Annotated in this window: 15 protein-coding genes; 12 read left to right on the top strand and 3 right to left on the bottom strand. The window is 66.0% G+C overall.

Annotated features, from left to right (window positions below; all coding sequences use genetic code 11):
* The first annotated feature begins 5 nt into the window (after nt 1-5).
* The 10 genes from QRN53_RS19665 to QRN53_RS19620 all read left to right on the top strand — a co-directional run bounded on the left by QRN53_RS19665 (nt 6) and on the right by QRN53_RS19620 (nt 11,510).
* Entirely contained in the window at nt 6-1,001 is a 996-nt protein-coding gene (locus tag QRN53_RS19665) for a DNA topoisomerase IB (protein WP_285245488.1), read from the top strand.
* A gap of 39 nt (nt 1,002-1,040) precedes the next feature.
* Nucleotides 1,041-2,501: an FAD-dependent oxidoreductase gene (locus QRN53_RS19660; protein WP_502934865.1), complete on the top strand. Its 1,461-nt coding sequence runs from the start codon at nt 1,041-1,043 to the stop codon at nt 2,499-2,501.
* 109 nt (nt 2,502-2,610) lie between these two features.
* Nucleotides 2,611-3,165 carry a TetR/AcrR family transcriptional regulator gene (locus QRN53_RS19655; RefSeq protein ID WP_285245486.1) on the top strand — a complete coding sequence of 185 codons (555 nt, stop codon included), beginning with the start codon at nt 2,611-2,613 and terminating at the stop codon, nt 3,163-3,165.
* Nucleotides 3,165-4,448, top strand: a complete 1,284-nt coding sequence (locus tag QRN53_RS19650; RefSeq protein WP_285245485.1) for a glycosyltransferase — start codon at nt 3,165-3,167, stop codon at nt 4,446-4,448. Before QRN53_RS19655 ends, QRN53_RS19650 begins: the two co-directional genes overlap by 1 nt.
* A gap of 69 nt (nt 4,449-4,517) precedes the next feature.
* Entirely contained in the window at nt 4,518-5,861 is a 1,344-nt protein-coding gene (locus QRN53_RS19645) for a helix-turn-helix domain-containing protein (protein WP_285245484.1), read from the top strand.
* A 120-nt stretch (nt 5,862-5,981) separates the two neighbouring features.
* The gene (gene exaC, locus QRN53_RS19640) at nt 5,982-7,505 is read left to right on the top strand and encodes an acetaldehyde dehydrogenase ExaC (RefSeq protein ID WP_285245483.1); all 1,524 of its coding nucleotides are present in this window, start codon (nt 5,982-5,984) and stop codon (nt 7,503-7,505) included.
* A gap of 40 nt (nt 7,506-7,545) precedes the next feature.
* Entirely contained in the window at nt 7,546-8,568 is a 1,023-nt protein-coding gene (gene adhP / locus QRN53_RS19635) for an alcohol dehydrogenase AdhP (protein ID WP_285245482.1), read from the top strand.
* Nucleotides 8,568-8,975, top strand: coding sequence for a DUF779 domain-containing protein (locus tag QRN53_RS19630; protein WP_285245481.1), 408 nt, complete (start codon nt 8,568-8,570; stop codon nt 8,973-8,975). Before adhP ends, QRN53_RS19630 begins: the two co-directional genes overlap by 1 nt.
* Nucleotides 8,976-9,150: 175 nt before the next feature.
* A complete protein-coding gene (locus QRN53_RS19625; RefSeq protein ID WP_285245480.1) occupies nt 9,151-10,713 on the top strand; it encodes an amino acid permease in 1,563 nt (520 codons plus the stop codon).
* 80 nt (nt 10,714-10,793) lie between these two features.
* Nucleotides 10,794-11,510: a TetR/AcrR family transcriptional regulator gene (locus QRN53_RS19620; protein WP_285245479.1), complete on the top strand. Its 717-nt coding sequence runs from the start codon at nt 10,794-10,796 to the stop codon at nt 11,508-11,510.
* Here the strand turns inward: QRN53_RS19620 and QRN53_RS19615 are convergent.
* The 3 genes from QRN53_RS19615 to QRN53_RS19605 all read right to left on the bottom strand — a co-directional run bounded on the left by QRN53_RS19615 (nt 11,495) and on the right by QRN53_RS19605 (nt 14,250).
* Nucleotides 11,495-12,130, bottom strand: coding sequence for a DUF2461 domain-containing protein (locus tag QRN53_RS19615; protein WP_285245478.1), 636 nt, complete (start codon nt 12,128-12,130; stop codon nt 11,495-11,497). The genes QRN53_RS19620 and QRN53_RS19615 overlap by 16 nt on opposite strands.
* 130 nt (nt 12,131-12,260) lie before the next feature.
* Entirely contained in the window at nt 12,261-13,757 is a 1,497-nt protein-coding gene (locus QRN53_RS19610) for a catalase (RefSeq protein ID WP_285245477.1), read from the bottom strand.
* Nucleotides 13,758-13,764: 7 nt separating this feature from the next.
* Nucleotides 13,765-14,250 carry a Fur family transcriptional regulator gene (locus tag QRN53_RS19605; RefSeq protein WP_285245476.1) on the bottom strand — a complete coding sequence of 162 codons (486 nt, stop codon included), beginning with the start codon at nt 14,248-14,250 and terminating at the stop codon, nt 13,765-13,767.
* A gap of 160 nt (nt 14,251-14,410) precedes the next feature.
* Here QRN53_RS19605 and QRN53_RS19600 point away from each other — a divergent pair, with 160 nt between their 5' ends.
* Nucleotides 14,411-15,112, top strand: coding sequence for a FadR/GntR family transcriptional regulator (locus QRN53_RS19600; protein WP_285245475.1), 702 nt, complete (start codon nt 14,411-14,413; stop codon nt 15,110-15,112).
* Nucleotides 15,113-15,288: 176 nt separating this feature from the next.
* On the top strand, nt 15,289-15,589 hold a 301-nt coding region (locus QRN53_RS19595; protein WP_285245474.1), incomplete at its 3' end, for a lyase family protein.

Raw genomic sequence — 15,589 nt, 5'->3', positions numbered from 1 at the left:
GCCCGATGAGACTCCGGCGCAGCAACGCCTCCGGCCGCGGCTACCGCAGGGTGGCCGCAGGAACGGGGTTCAGCTACCGGGACCTCGACGGTTCCACCCTCCCGCCCGGGCCCGTGCGGGACCGCCTGGAAAGCATCGGCATCCCGCCGGCGTGGACCGACGTCTGGATTGCCCCGTTCGAGAACGGCCATATCCAGGCAACCGGCCTGGACGCGGTGGGGCGGCGCCAGTACATCTACCATCCCGAGTGGCGGGAGCGGAAGGATCGGGTGAAGTTCGACCGGTCTCTCCAGTTGGCCGAATCGCTGCCCGTGGCCCGCCGCAAGGTCACCATGGACCTCCGAAGCGAGGGCTTCAGCCGCGAACGCGTCCTCGCGGCAGCCTTCCGGATGCTTGACAGCGGATCCCTCCGGGTGGGCTCCGAGCGCTACACCAACGAAAACGGCAGCCGCGGCCTGGCCACGCTGCTGTGTGCCCACGTCAAGGTCCGCAAGGACAGGATCCTCCTGAGCTTCCCGGCCAAGAGCGGCAAGGACTGGGAATCGGAAATCCGCGACGCCGACCTCGCCGACCTCCTGCGCCTGCTCAAGCGGCGCGGCTCCAATGCGCGGCTCCTCGCCTACAAGGAGGGCCGCACCTGGCGTCCGGTGACCAGTGCGGACATCAACGCGTACGTGAAGGAGCGGACCGGGTCCGATTTCACGGCCAAGGACTTCCGCACCCTGCGGGGAACGGCGGCTGCAGCGGCCAGCCTGGCGCGCACCGGGGCCCTGCGCACGGCCGCCAAGCGGAAGCGCGCCATCAGCAGGGCCATGGTCGAGGCCTCGGAGACGCTGGGAAACACCCCTTCGATCGCCCGCAAGAGCTACGTGGATCCCCGGGTGGTGGACCACTACAACGACGGCGAGACCATCGACCCGAAACGGCTGGACTCCGCCGAATCGGAACTCCGGGCACTCCTGTACCGGCAAGGCCAGGTGGTGCCCTTGGCCGCCAACTAGAATGGGGCCTTGTGCGTTGCACCATGCAGCGCACGGATCATGAGCAGGACCAGTCCAGAAGGGTTCCCGGTGTCCAATCACAGCGAAACCACCGCCAACCGTCCGCTCCGCGTCGCCATCATTGGTGCGGGACCGGCAGGAGTCTATGCTGCGGACATCCTCACCAAGTCCAGCGGCGTCAAGGACGGCGACTTCCAGGTCAGCATCGACCTGTTCGAGGCGTATCCGGCGCCGTACGGGCTGATCCGCTACGGTGTGGCTCCGGACCATCCCCGGATCAAGGGCATCGTCAACGCCCTGCACAAGGTCCTGGACCGCGGCGACATCCGCTTCCTGGGCAACGTGACCTACGGACGCGACCTGACCCTGCACGATTTCCGCGCCTTCTACGACGCCGTGATTTTTTCCACCGGCGCCATCAAAGATGCGGACCTCGACATCCCCGGCATCACCCTGCAGGGCTCCTTCGGCGGCGCCGATTTCGTGTCCTGGTACGACGGGCACCCGGATGTTGCGCGTGAGTGGCCGCTGGACGCGAAGGAGATTGCGGTGATCGGCAACGGCAACGTGGCCCTGGACGTGGCCCGCATGCTGGTCAAGCACCCGGAGGAACTGCTCAGTACCGAAATCCCGGACAACGTCTACCAGGGCCTGAAGGCATCCCCCGTGACGGACGTCCACGTCTTCGGCCGCAGGGGCCCGGCCCAGGTCAAATTCACTCCGCTGGAGTTGCGGGAACTCAGCCACATGGACGACGTCGACATTGTGCTCTACCCGGAGGATTTCGAATTCGACGACGCCTCGGACGAGGCCATCCGCAGTAACAACCAGGTCAAGACCATGGTGAACACCCTCACCAACTGGCTGGTGGAGGAGCATGCCGAAGCCGAAAACCCCTCGTCCCGCCGGCTGCACCTGCATTTCCTGCACAGCCCGGTAGAAGTGCTCGACGACGGCACGGGCAAGGTGGGCGGCATCAAGTTCGAGCGGATGCAGCTGGACGGGACAGGCAACGCCAAGGGCACGGGGGAGTACGTTGACTACCCCGTCCAGGCCGTCTACCGCGCCATCGGCTACCACGGCTCGGCGCTTGATGAACTGGAATACGACGCCAAGCGGGGCGTCATTCCGAATGAGGGCGGCCGCGTCCTGGACGCCGGCGGCAATCCAGTCCCCGGCATCTACGCCACCGGCTGGATCAAGCGCGGCCCGGTGGGCCTGATCGGGCACACCAAGGGCGATGCGCTGGAGACTATCGGCTTTCTGCTGGAGGACCGGCTGAACCTCCCTGCGGCCGGGAACCCGGATCCGCAGGCCATCATTGACCTCCTGGAAGAGCGCGGCATCGAGTACACCACGTGGGAGGGCTGGAACAAGCTCGATTCCCACGAAGCCGCCCTCGGGGCTGCCTGGACCGGTCCCGAAGGGCTGGACCATGTGGTGCGCGAACGCATCAAGGTGGTACCCCGTGAGGAAATGATCCGCATCTCCCGCAGCTGACGCTTCCGCGCGGCTGTACCCCTGTGCAGCGCCGATTATTCGAGTTAACATCGTTAACATGAAAGTTGGCGGGCAACAGTCCCGTACATATGACTCGAGGAACCGCGACTTGGCTGCCGCCCGGACGGGTTACCGCATCCTGGAGGCCACCGAGGACCTGTTCATGGAGGGTCCCCTCGCCGGCGTCACGTTGAACGCCGTGGCGGGGCGGGCGGGCGTCACGGTCCAGACAGTCATCCGCCGGTTCGGCGACCGGGCGGGCCTGATCCGTGCCACGGCGGAGTCAGCCGCCGCCCGCGTCTCGGCCCAGCGGAATGCCGCCCCGCCCGGCGACGTCCACGCCGCCGTCGAGAACCTCCTCGACCACTACGAAACCACCGCGACGCTCGCCTTGAAACTGCTCGCCGAAGAACACTCCTCCGCGGACCTTGCCGCCATCACGGCGGCGGCCCGCCAGATCCACCGGCACTGGTGCGAACGGATGTTTGCGCCGTTCCTGGAACCCCTGGCGGGCACGCCGGACCATGACCGCCGGCTGGCCCAGTTCGTCGCCGTCTGCGACGTCTACACCTGGAAACTGCTCCGCCGTGACGCCGGGCTCAGCCGTGACCAAGTGGCCCTCTCGCTCCACGAAATGCTTGAGCCCTTCATCCGGAGGCCCTGATGCCAACCGTCCTTGCCTACACCTCACCCGCCATCGGCCACCTGTTCCCGATGGTCCCGCTTCTCCTGGAGCTGAAGGCCCGCGGCCATGATGTCCACGTCCGCACCCTGCCCCGCCAGGTTCCGATGCTCACCGCGTCAGGGTTCCACGCCGGACCCGTGGACGGGAGGATCCTCGCGATCGAGGCCACGGATTACCGCGCCGCGAACGCAAAGGCAGCCCTGGCTTCCAGCGTTGAGACCTTTACGGCCCGCGCCCGCTTTGATGCGCCGGACCTGGAAAAGGCCATCGCCGGCGTCGGCCCGGACCTGCTGCTGATCGACATCAACGCATGGGGAGCCCGCATCCATGCCGAGTCTTCAGGGCTGCCATGGGCCACCTTCAGCCCCTACACCCCGCCGCTCCAGTCACGCGGAACGCCGCCTTTCGGGCCGGGGCTTGCCCCCATGGCCGGACCCCTGGGGAGGGCACGCGACGCAGTGGCGCGCCGCCTGGTGATTGGCGCGGTGGAGAAGCTGATGCTGCCAAGGATCAACGCGCTCCGGGCCGGGCTGTCCGGCGGGCAGCTTCCGCTGGTCAGCGGTGCCGACGAGTTCTTCCGCACAGCGCCGCTGATGCTCGTGACCACCTCCCAGCCGTTCGAGTATCCGCATCCGGACTGGGGCCCGGACGTGCGGATGATCGGCGCCCTCGGCTGGGAGCCGCCCGCGGAGCCGCCGGCATGGCTCCGGGATACTGCGGATCCCGTGGTCCTGGTGACCACTTCCTCCGAATACCAGGCGGATGAGGCCATTGTCCGCGCCGCACTGGCCGGCCTGGCCGCGGAGCCCTTCACCGTCGTCGCAACGCTCCCTGCTGCCGAAACGGGCTCGGCAGGGGCAGCGCGGGCACCGGGAACCGGCGGCTTCGGCGCCATCCCGTCCAATGCCCGGCTTGAACAGTTCCTCCCGCACGGCCCGCTGCTGGAGCGCGCCGCCGTTGCCATTACCCACGGCGGCATGGGCGCCACGCAGAAGGCGCTGTCCAGGGGAGTGCCGGTGGTGGTGGTCCCGTTCGGCCGTGACCAGCACGAGGTGGCAGCACGGGTGGTGGCCGCAGACGCCGGAGTGCGCCTCAACAGGAAAAACCTCACCCCGGACTCGCTGCGGGCCGCTGTCCGGGAGGCGCTCACCAAAACGCCGGGAGCCCGGCGGGTCGCTGCCGGGTACGCGGCCGCAGGCGGCGCCGCTGCCGGGGCGGACGCCCTTGAAGATGCGATAAGCCTGCGCCGCCCGGCTCTGTGACCGGCCGCCGGCGCTCCCGGCCGGCGGGGTTAGAATAGCCGCCATACCCCTGCGCTTCCCGGGAGTTCGATGACGAACCTGATCCAGCCTGAACCGCGCCAGCGTGCCGCGCTGGCAGGACACGAGCGCCTGGGCCATGCGTTCGACGACGCCACCCCCGAAATCCCGGGCCTGCGCTCCCTGATCCGCGAATCCTGGCAGCGGTCTGCCCAGTTCAAAGCGAATCCGGACAACGCCGCCGCACCGCTGGCGTTCGACTGGGACGAGTTGGAGGACTACCGCCGCCGCCACCCCCTGGCCGCGATTATGCCGGTCATCAACAGGCTCCTGGTGCAGCCCAGCCATGACAGCGGGCTCCTGGTGGCGGTGGGGGACGAGGTTGGGAGGCTGCTCTGGGTGGACGGCGATCCCGCGCTCCAGCGCCGGGCCGAAGGCATGATGTTCGTCCCCGGCGCCAACTGGTCCGAGGCCAGCGTTGGCACCAGCGCACCCGGGACGGCGCTCGCCCTGGGACGCGGCATCCAGATCGCCGGCGCAGAGCACTACCAGCGCGCCGTACACCCTTGGAGCTGCACCGCCGTTCCGTTCCACGATCCGGACTCGGGAGCCGTCCTGGGAGTCGTTGACATTACCGGGACGGCCACCGCGGTGGCGCCGCACACCTTGTCCCTGGTGGAGGCCACGGTGGCCGCCGCCCAGGCCCAGCTGAGGGTGGAGCGCCTGCAGCACGCGGCGGAGCTGGCCCGGAAGCCCGTACGACGCCGTTCCCCGGCCGGGGCGGGCGGCCAGGGCCGGGGTGCTGCGGAAGGCAGCCTCTACCGGAACAGCCTGCAGCTGCTGGGCCGGGACCAGGCACTGCTCAGCCTCGGAGGCAAGACGGTTGCCCTGTCCGCGCGTCACAGTGAAATCCTTGCGCTGCTGAGCGGGCATCCGGATGGGCTCTCCGCCGAGGAACTCAGTTCCTTGCTGTACCCGGGGGAGGGGTCCTCCATGACGCTCCGGGCCGAGATGGTGCGCCTGCGCAAGGTGATCCAGCAGCTCAGCCCGGAGGCCGTCCCCGGCTCGCGTCCCTACCGGCTCCCGGTGGACTTTGTGGCCGATACCGGCCAGGTCCTTAGCTGCCTGCAGCGGGGTGCCCACCGGATTGCGCTGGAGATCTACCGGGGTGCGGTGCTGCCCCGCTCCGAGGCCCCCGGTGTCGTGGACCTCAGGAACAGGGTGTCGTCCCTGCTCCGTGAGGCGGTCCTGACGGACGGCAGCGCCGAGTCCCTGCTCAAGTTCGCCGCGCTTCCGGAGGCAATTGACGACGTCGGCATCCGGCGTGCCGCGCTGCGCCTCCTGCCGCCGCGCTCACCCAAGCGGGCCGCCGTCGTCGCCGATCTTGAACGGCTGGAAGCCGAACTGCGCGCTTAAAACCTGGCTCAACCGCCGGATTTCACCGTTGCAACCTTGCTGCAACCTCCCGGCTCCTACGCTGGCACCAACGGCGGGCCCCTTGCGGGCCGGCCTCCTGCACAGCAAAGGAGCTAAGCAATGACCGTTTACGCACAGCCAGGAACCGACGGTTCGAAGGTTACCTTCAAGGACCGGTACGAGAACTGGATTGGTGGCGAATGGGTGGCCCCCGTGAAGGGCCAGTACTTCGAAAACATCACCCCGGTCACGGGCAAAGCCTTTTGCGAGGTGGCCCGAGGCACGGCGGAGGACATCGAGCTGGCGCTGGACGCGGCCCACAAAGCGGCACCGTCCTGGGGAAAGACCTCCGTGGCGGAACGGGCCGCCATCCTGAACAAGATCGCGGACCGCATCGACGAAAACCTCGAAATGCTCGCCGTCGCCGAAACCTGGGACAACGGCAAGCCCATCCGGGAAACCCTCAACGCAGACCTTCCCCTGGCCTCGGACCACTTCCGCTACTTCGCCTCTGCCGTCCGGGCCCAGGAAGGCAGCCTGTCCCAGCTGGATGAGAACACCACCGCCTACCACTTCCACGAACCGCTCGGCGTGGTGGGCCAGATCATTCCCTGGAACTTCCCCATCCTGATGGCTGTCTGGAAGCTCGCCCCCGCGCTCGCGGCCGGCAACACCGTGGTGCTCAAGCCCGCCGAGCAGACGCCGAGCTCCATCCTGGTCCTGATGGAACTCATTGGCGACCTGCTGCCCGCCGGCGTATTGAATGTGGTCAACGGCTTCGGCGTGGAAGCCGGCAAGCCGCTGGCATCCAGCTCCCGGATCCGCAAGATCGCGTTCACCGGCGAAACCACCACCGGCCGCCTCATCAGCCAGTACGCCAGCCAAAACCTGATCCCCGTCACCCTGGAACTGGGCGGCAAGAGCCCCAACATCTTCTTCAACGACGTTGCCCAGGAGAACGACGCGTTCTACGACAAGGCGCAGGAGGGCTTCGCGCTTTTCGCGTTCAACCAGGGCGAAGTCTGCACCTGCCCGTCCCGCGCCCTGGTCCAGGAAGACATCTACGACTCCTTCATGGCCGACGCCGTGGCGCGGGTGGAGAAAATGATCCAGGGCAACCCGCTGGACACCGAGACCCAGGTTGGCGCGCAGGCCTCCAACGACCAGCTCGAGAAGATCCTGTCCTACATCGACATCGGAAAGCAGGAAGGCGCCAAGATCCTCACCGGCGGCGCCCGCGCCGAGCTCCCGGGCGACCTTGCCGGCGGCTTCTACGTCCAGCCCACCGTCTTCGAAGGCCACAACCGGATGCGGATCTTCCAGGAGGAGATCTTCGGGCCCGTGGTCGCGGTGACCAGGTTCAGCGACTATAACGACGCCATGGGCATCGCCAACGACACCCTGTACGGCCTGGGCGCCGGCGTCTGGTCCCGCAACGGCAATGTGGCCTACCGCGCCGGCCGCGAGATCCAGGCAGGACGAGTCTGGGTGAACAACTACCACGCCTATCCGGCGGGCGCTGCCTTCGGCGGCTACAAGTCCTCAGGCATCGGGCGCGAGAACCACGCCATGATGCTGGACCACTACCAGCAGACCAAGAACCTGCTGGTCAGCTACGACGAGAACAAGCTGGGCTTCTTCTAAGCCCAGCTCGTACCACTACAACGACGCAAGGATTTCGCCAATGACGACGACAATGCAAGCAGCAGTAGTAACCGAATTCGGCACGGACCTGTCAGTGAAGGACATCGATGTCCCTGTGCCCGGCCCCGGGCAGGCGCTGGTCAAGGTCCTTACCACCGGTGTCTGCCACACCGACCTCCACGCCGCGCAGGGAGACTGGCCGGTGAAGCCCACACCGCCGTTCGTTCCCGGCCACGAAGGTGTTGGCGAAGTGGTGGCCCTGGGCGAAGGCGTCACCGCCCTCGCCGTCGGCGACCTCGTGGGCAACGCCTGGCTCTGGTCCGCCTGCGGCGACTGCCAGTACTGCCGCACCGGCTGGGAAACCCTGTGCGAGGCGCAGCAGAACGGCGGCTACAGCGTGGACGGCTCGTTCGGGGAGTACATGCTCGTGGACTCGCGCTTCGCGGCGCGCATACCGGCGGGATCCGACCCCGTCGAAGTGGCGCCGGTGCTCTGCGCCGGCGTCACGGTCTACAAAGGGCTGAAGATGACCGAGGCGACGCCGGGCCAGTGGGTCACCATCTCCGGCATCGGCGGACTTGGCCATATCGCCGTCCAGTACGCAGTGGCCATGGGCCTCCGTGTCGCGGCGGTGGATATCGCCGACGACAAACTTGCCCTGGCAAAGGCACACGGCGCCGAAGTGACAGTCAACGCCTTGCATGAAGACCCGGCCGAAGTGATCCAACGCGAAACAGGAGGCTGCCATGGAGTGCTGGTTACTGCGGTGCACCCGTCAGCGTTCGGGCAGGCGATCGGGATGGCCCGCCGCGGCGGCACCATTGTGTTCAACGGACTGCCGCCGGGGGACTTTCCCGCGCCGATCTTCGACATCGTGCTCAAGGGCCTGACCGTCCGCGGCTCGATCGTGGGCACCCGGCAGGACCTCGCGGAAGCCCTGGATTTCTACGCCCGGGGGAAGATCCACCCCACGGTCTCCGTGCGGGAGCTTTCCGAGGTCAACGCGGTGTTCGACGAGATGAAGCACGCCAAGATCGACGGCCGCGTGGTGCTGAAGTTCTGATGCAGAGCCATGGGCTTGATGCGGCAGTGACGCTGCCCGGGGAAGACTTTTCCCGGGTGGCGCTCACGCCCGCGGCACTGGACCTCCTGCGGACGCTGTGGGAGCGGCACGGTCCGCTGATGTTCCACCAGTCGGGCGGCTGCTGTGACGGGTCCTCGCCAATGTGCTACCCGGCAGGGGATTTCATCACCGGGGATTCAGACATCCTGCTGGGGCTGTTCGACCTGTCGGACGGAGTGCAGCCCCTGCCTCTGGAGTTCTGGATGTCCAGGGAACAGTTCAATTACTGGAGCCACACGCACCTGACCGTCGACGTTGTTCCGGGCCGGGGGAGCGGGTTTTCGGTGGAGGCGCCCGAAGGCAAGCGCTTCCTCATCCGCTCAACCCTGATGGACTGGCCCATCTAGGAAGTTCGGCCAAACACGCCTCGGGGCTCTCCATCAGGAGGGCCCCGAGTGCGTTGGCGGAATATAGTTCGGCCATTCAGCCGTCTCACTATTCGGGACAATTGGGACCGTCCAGTGGATGGACACTATCGTTGATAGGTCTGTTTCCATCACAAACCAGGATTGTGACCCCCCAATGAATCTTCTGCGGACAAAATCCATCGAGCAATCGATCGCTGACGCCGATGAACCCGGACGCAAGCTCAAGCGCTCCCTCAGCACCTGGGACCTCATGATCATGGGCGTCGCCGTTGCTGTGGGCGCCGGTATCTTCTCCGTTGGCGCCAAGGCCGCCGCGAACTTCGCCGGCCCCGCCGTCACGCTGTCCTTCGCCATCGCCGCCGTCACCTGCGCCCTGGCCATCATGTGCTACGCCGAGTTCGCCACCGCCATCCCCGTGGCCGGTTCAGCCTATGTCTTCACGTACGCCACCATGGGCGAACTCCTTGCCTGGATCATCGGCTGGAACCTGATCCTGGAGTTGTTCACCGCCGCCGCCGTGATCGCCAAGTACTGGGGCATCTACCTCAGCAAAGTCTTTGCCCTGACGGGCCTGGACGTCCCGCCGGCCATTTCCCTGGGCGGCGTTGACCTCTACTGGGGCGCCTTCCTGATCGTTGCCATCTTCACCGTGCTGCTGGTCCTGGGCACCAAGCTCTCCGCACGGGTTGGCAACATCTTCACCCTGATCAAGATCGCCGTGGTGTTGTTCGTGATCGTGGTGGGTTTCACCTACGTCAAGGTTGAAAACTACACCCCGTTCGTGCCCGCAGCGGAGCCCACCGCCGGCACCGGCGCCGCGGATGTCCTGAAGCAGTCGTTCTTCGGCTTCCTCACCGGCGCCGCCCCTGCCCAATACGGCACCATGGGCATCTTCGCCGGGGCCGCACTGGTGTTCTTCGCGTTCATCGGCTTCGACGTGGTGGCCACCTCGGCCGAGGAAGTGAAGAACCCGCAAAAGACCCTTCCGCGCGGCATCTTCGGCGGCCTGGCACTGGTAACGCTGCTCTACATCCTCGTGTCCCTGGCGCTGACGGGCATGGTGTCCTACGCCCAGCTGGCCGAGGCCAAGAGCCCCACCCTCACCACCGCTTTCGAGGCGGTCGGTGACACGTCAGCCGCCAAGGTCATCGCCTTCGGCTCCCTGGTGGGCCTGACCACCGTGATCATGGTGCTCCTCATGGGCTTGTCCCGCGTGGTGCTCGCCATGAGCCGCGACGGTTTGCTGCCCCGGGCCCTGTCCAAGACCAGCGACAAGCGCTCAACCCCGGTACGCCTGCAAATCATCTGTGGCGCTGCGGTTGCGCTGGTGGCAGGCCTTACCAACGTGGACCTGCTCGAGGAAATGATCAACATCGGTACGCTCTCCGCGTTCGTGGTGGTGAGCCTGGGAATCCTGGTGCTCCGCAAGAAGCGCCCGGACCTGAAGCCGGCCTTCCGTGTCCCGTTCGGAAAGGTGCTGCCGGTTGTCTCGGCCGTCCTGTGCCTGTACCTGATGACCAACCTCGCCGTGGAGACCTGGATCTTCTTTGCGTTCTGGCTGGTTATCGGGCTGGCCATCTACTTTGCCTACGGCCAGCGCCACTCGCGCCTCAACGAGCGCTCCGCCGAAGCCAACGCGTCCGTCAACAGCGGCCCGGGCGCCGGTGCACGCGCAGCCGATGCCTCAGATGACCAGGACCAGCTGTCCCGGACCTGAGCGTCCCTGCTCCCGTTGTGAACTGCCCGCCCGGCTCCTTCCGGGCGGGCAGCGGCGTTTCGGGCTCCTAGGATGGATGTATGGCACGTCCCTCCCGTTCAGAACGCAAGGCGGAACTGCTGGTTGCCATCCTTGACTACCTGATGGACAAGACCCTGGCCGAACTGAGCTTCCGGAGCCTCGCCGAAGGCCTGGGAATGAGTTCCTACACGCTGGTGTACCACTTCGGGAGCCGGGAGCAATTGATCAACGACATCGTGGTGTCCATCGAGTCCCGCCTGGACCGGATGCGCAACACCGACGTCCGCGACATTGACCGGGACGCCTGGCGGGCTTTCCTGCTCGACTCGTGGCAGTGGACCATGGCGCAGCGGAACCGGCACCTGACCCGGCTCGAATTCGAGGCCACGGCGCAGGACATTGTGGCTGCCACGCCGCGGGGCACCGCTCAGGAGCATTTCCGCCTGCTGCACCATAAGACCCGCGACTGGTTGATGGTCCAGGGCATTCCCGAGGAATATGCTGACACCGACGCCAGGCTTTTCACGTCCACCTTCTACGGACTGCAGTTCGATTTCGTGGTGATGAACCAGCCCGATGCCGCCACCAAGGCATTCGAACTGATGCTGGCCGTGTTCTTCAACAACCTTGAGACGCGCCTCGCCGCCGCAGGCCAGCAACCCGCGGGACAGGAAGCCGCAGGACAGCAACCCGCAGGACAGCAACACGCAGGACAGGAAGCCGGAGCACACATGCCTGCCGCGACCGCCGGGCCGGCGCGTCATGGGGCTGCGTAGCGGCCCACCCACTCCACGAGGGGACGGAGCTTGCGCCACCGCTCCGCAATCTCCTGCTTCGCGTCCGGCGAGGAAACCCACTCCGGGCGGCCAACCTCGACCCCGGCGGACAATGATTTGTGCTTGAGCAGTTCGGCGCGCGGATGGTCTTTGGCGAAGCCCCGCGGGACGGTCTTGAGTTTCTCGCCTTCGATGGCAAAACCTGCCCCGGCCACGGCGTCCACGATGTCCTGCAGGGCGGACCCGCTGGCGGAAGCGTCGGCGGCCGAACGGAACCGGGCCAGTTGCGCGGGCGTATGGGAATGGTAGCCGCCACCGATCAGAAGTCCGTCCGCGTTGATTTGGAGATAGAAACCGACGCCTTCCTGGCGTGTGGCGAATGCGCCCTGGGCGGTCTTGTAAGGCGACTTGTCCAGCGAAAAGCGGATGTCCCGGTTGGGACGGAACAGCTTGGCGGGGCCAAACTCAGGCTCCAGCTCCGAGAGCAGGATGGTGAGCGGCCGCTTCACCGCCTCCTCATACGTGTCCTTGTGTTGCTGCCACCAGTCTCTGTTGTTGTTCTCTTCCAGCTGCGCGTAGAAGCCGAAGGCCTCCGGGGGAATGCCTGCGAAAGTGTTCATGTACGGAGCCTAGGACCGCGGCGCGCAACCAGCCAGATCCCGGCCGACGTATGTGCAAAACAGCAAAACACCCCACCCCCGGAAAACCGGGAGCGGGGTGTTCTGCGGCCCAGGGGCCGGAAGCGCGGTACTAGCCAACCTTGTTGGCGGCCTCCGCGTCCGAGGTGGGAGCCGAGGGTGCATCAGCTGCGCCCAGGTTGGCGCGCAGCTTGGCGCCCAGTTCGGCGTCGACATTGGTCCAGTACTGGATGGCGCGTTCCTTGATGTCGGAACGCTTCACGCCGCCCACGGCGCCGGTGATGGTCTCCAGGAAGCGGGCCTTTTCACCTTCGTTGTAGACCTCGCGGTACAGCGCGCCGGCCTGGACGAAGTCGCCGTCCTCTGCGTGGAGGGAGTGCGCGGCGAGGGTAAGCTCGCCGTCGTTCTCCCAGCCGCCCGCAGCGTTCTGCGGCTCAACTGCAGCCGGGCCGCCAAAGGTGTTGGGGGCGTAGACCGGAACAGAGGGGGCGTTGAACAGGAAACGTCCCTGGCCGTCCTGGCTGTAGTTGTTGACCTGGTTCTTGGGCTGGTTCACCGGGATCTGCGCGTGGTTGGTGCCCACGCGGTAACGGTGCGCGTCAGCGTAGGAGAAGATGCGGGCCTGCAGCATCTTGTCCGGCGAGGCGGCGATGCCCGGCACGAAGTTCGACGGCGCGAAGGTAGCCTGCTCGATCTGCGCGAAGTAGTTCTCCGGGTTCTTGTTCAGCTCCATTGTGCCCACCTTGATCAGGGGGTAGTCGCTGTGCGGCCACACCTTGGTCAGGTCGAACGGGTTGAAGCGGTAGGTCTTGGCGTCCTCGTACGGCATGACCTGGACGTGCAGGTCCCAGGACGGGAAGTTGCCGGCTTCGATGTTTTCGGACAGGTCGCGGATGTAGAAGTCCGCGTCCGAGCCGGCAAGCTGCTCAGCCTGCTCGGAGCTCATCGAGTTTACGCCCTGGTTGGACTTGAAGTGGTACTTGACCCAGAAGCGCTCGCCTTCGGCGTTGATCCACTGGTAGGTGTGCGAGCCGTAGCCCTGCATTTCGCGCCAAGAGGCGGGCAGGCCGCGGTCTCCCATCAGCCAGGTGACCTGGTGTGCGGACTCGGGGGACAGGGTCCAGAAGTCCCACTGCATGTCGGCGTCACGCAGGTGGGTGCCCGGCAGGCGCTTCTGCGAGTGGATGAAGTCCGGGAACTTGATGCCGTCGCGGATGAAGAAGACAGGGGTGTTGTTGCCCACGAGGTCGTAGTTGCCCTCGGAGGTGTAGAACTTCACGGCGAATCCGCGGGGATCGCGCCAGGTGTCCGGGGAGCCGTTTTCACCGGCCACGGAGGAGAAGCGGATCAGCATCTCGGTTTCCACGCCGGGCTGAAGGAACGCGGCCTTGGTGTACTTGGAGATGTCCTCGGTGGCCTTGAAGGTACCGAATGCGCCGCCGCCCTTGGCGTGCACTACGCGCTCCGGCACCCGTTCGCGGTTGAACTGGGCAAGCTTTTCGATGAGGTAGTGGTCGGTCAGGATGATGGCACCATCGGCACCAACTGACTTCGAGTGAGCGTCGGACGTAACCGGCGCGCCTGACTGGGTTGTGGAAACGGCAGTCATTGTTCTCCTATTTCTCTTTTTCTTGCGAGGGACTGTGGGGAGGAAGTTGTTGGGCCAGTTGGCAGTCCTGGCAGATGCCCTGGTACATGACGTCGGCGATCTGGATGGTCATGGGCTTGGCGTCAGGATTCCAGTGGGGCGTGAGGCATGGGGCATGGCCGACGGCGCAGTCCACGTCCTCCACGCGACCGCAGCTGATGCAGATGGCGTGGTGGTGGTTGTCGCCCACGCGGGTCTCGTACAGGGCTGGGGAGTGCGGCGGTTCGAAGCGGCGCAGCATCTGCAGGTCCGTCAGGTCGCCCAGGACCACGTAGACCGACTGGGCCGTCAGTTCGGGCAGCTCCGCCCGCGCGGCGGCAAGGATGCTTTCGGCAGGGGAGTGGGGGTGGCGTTCGACGGCGGCCAGCACGGCCAGCCGCTGCTTGGTCACCCTGCGGCCGTGGGCGCGCAGGGCTGTTGCCCATGCTTCCTGGCCGTCAAAGTGTTCCATCATGGCTCCATTGAAACACTTATTTTGACTTTATCGCAATAAGGCTTGGCTAACCTTGCAGCCGCCCCTCCCATCCGGCCTCCCGCGCGCCCAAGTCGTTGCCGGCGTGCAGTATGTCGGCTCCTTTTTGACAGCGCCTGTGACTACTGCCATAGTCATTCCTATGGACCTGTTGGACAGCTGGACAGCTAGACAAGAACCGGTGGTGCGCATTGGTGCGGCAGAGCAGGTTTTCGCGTCGCTGCGTGGCGCCATTGAAGCTGGACAGATCCCTGTCGGCACCCGCCTCGACTCGGAAGCCACGCTTGCCCGGCAGTTCGGCGTGAGCAGGACCATGGTCAGGGAGGCCCTGCGCTCGTGCACCGCCCTGGGGCTGACAGCCACCCACACGGGCAAGGGGACCTTCGTCATCGCCGACAAGGTCGCCCGGGACCTCAAGCTCGGGAAGTACTCCGCCAGCGCCCTCGTGGAGGCCCGGCCCCATGTCGAAGTACCTGCTGCAGGCCTGGCTGCCCGGCGCCGCAGCGACGAAGACCTGGAAGCCCTCCGGGAGATCCTTCGTGAAATGGCGCAGGAGGATGACATCCAGCAATGGGTGCTCCTGAATACCGAGTTTCACATGACCATCGCCCGGTGCAGCGGCAACGGCGTGTTTGAATCATTTCTGTCGGACATCTGTGAGGCCATGGCAAACCAGTCAAGTACTCTCAACCTGATGGCCGACCGGCGCAAGGAATCAGGCAACGAACACGCCCGCATTTTCGATGCCATCGAGCGGGGCTCGGCCGAGGACGCGTCCCAAGCCATGACCATGCATCTGCACGGCGTCGAGTGCGCCCTGGGCACCATCGTCCCGGGAGGCTGACCAACCCGGACCGATCTTCAGGCGGCAGCCAACCGGCGCTGCCGCAGTCCTGAGTTCACAGGACAACCTGAGCGCCATTCCCCTTATGCCCTTCCCGCCACTCCCTGGTTCACCCTGCCCTTTTTCAGCCCAGCACTTTCGTCCACGCCCGACAACGAAGCCTTGTGAGGACTCTTTTGACTACCATTGAAACCGCCGTGCCCGCCGCTACCCGGTCGGAGCATGACTTGCTCGGCGACCGCGACGTCCCCGCCCACGCGTACTGGGGCGTCCACACGCTCCGTGCTGTGGAGAACTTCCCGATTACCGGGCAGAAGCTGTCCTCCAACATGCACCTGGTCCGGGGCCTGGCCGCGGTGAAGCTGGCCGCCGCCCGCACCAACCGTGAACTGGGACTGTTGGACGCCGAACGCGCCGACGCCATCGAGCAGGCCTGCCTGGATGTCATGGCCGGCCGGCTCGCGGACCAGTTCGTGG

It is taken from the genome of Pseudarthrobacter sp. fls2-241-R2A-127, from assembly GCF_030209355.1.
Lineage (GTDB): Bacteria > Actinomycetota > Actinomycetes > Actinomycetales > Micrococcaceae > Arthrobacter.
Note: the sequence above shows the minus strand (reverse complement) of the source record. Positions and strands in the feature narration are given on the sequence as shown.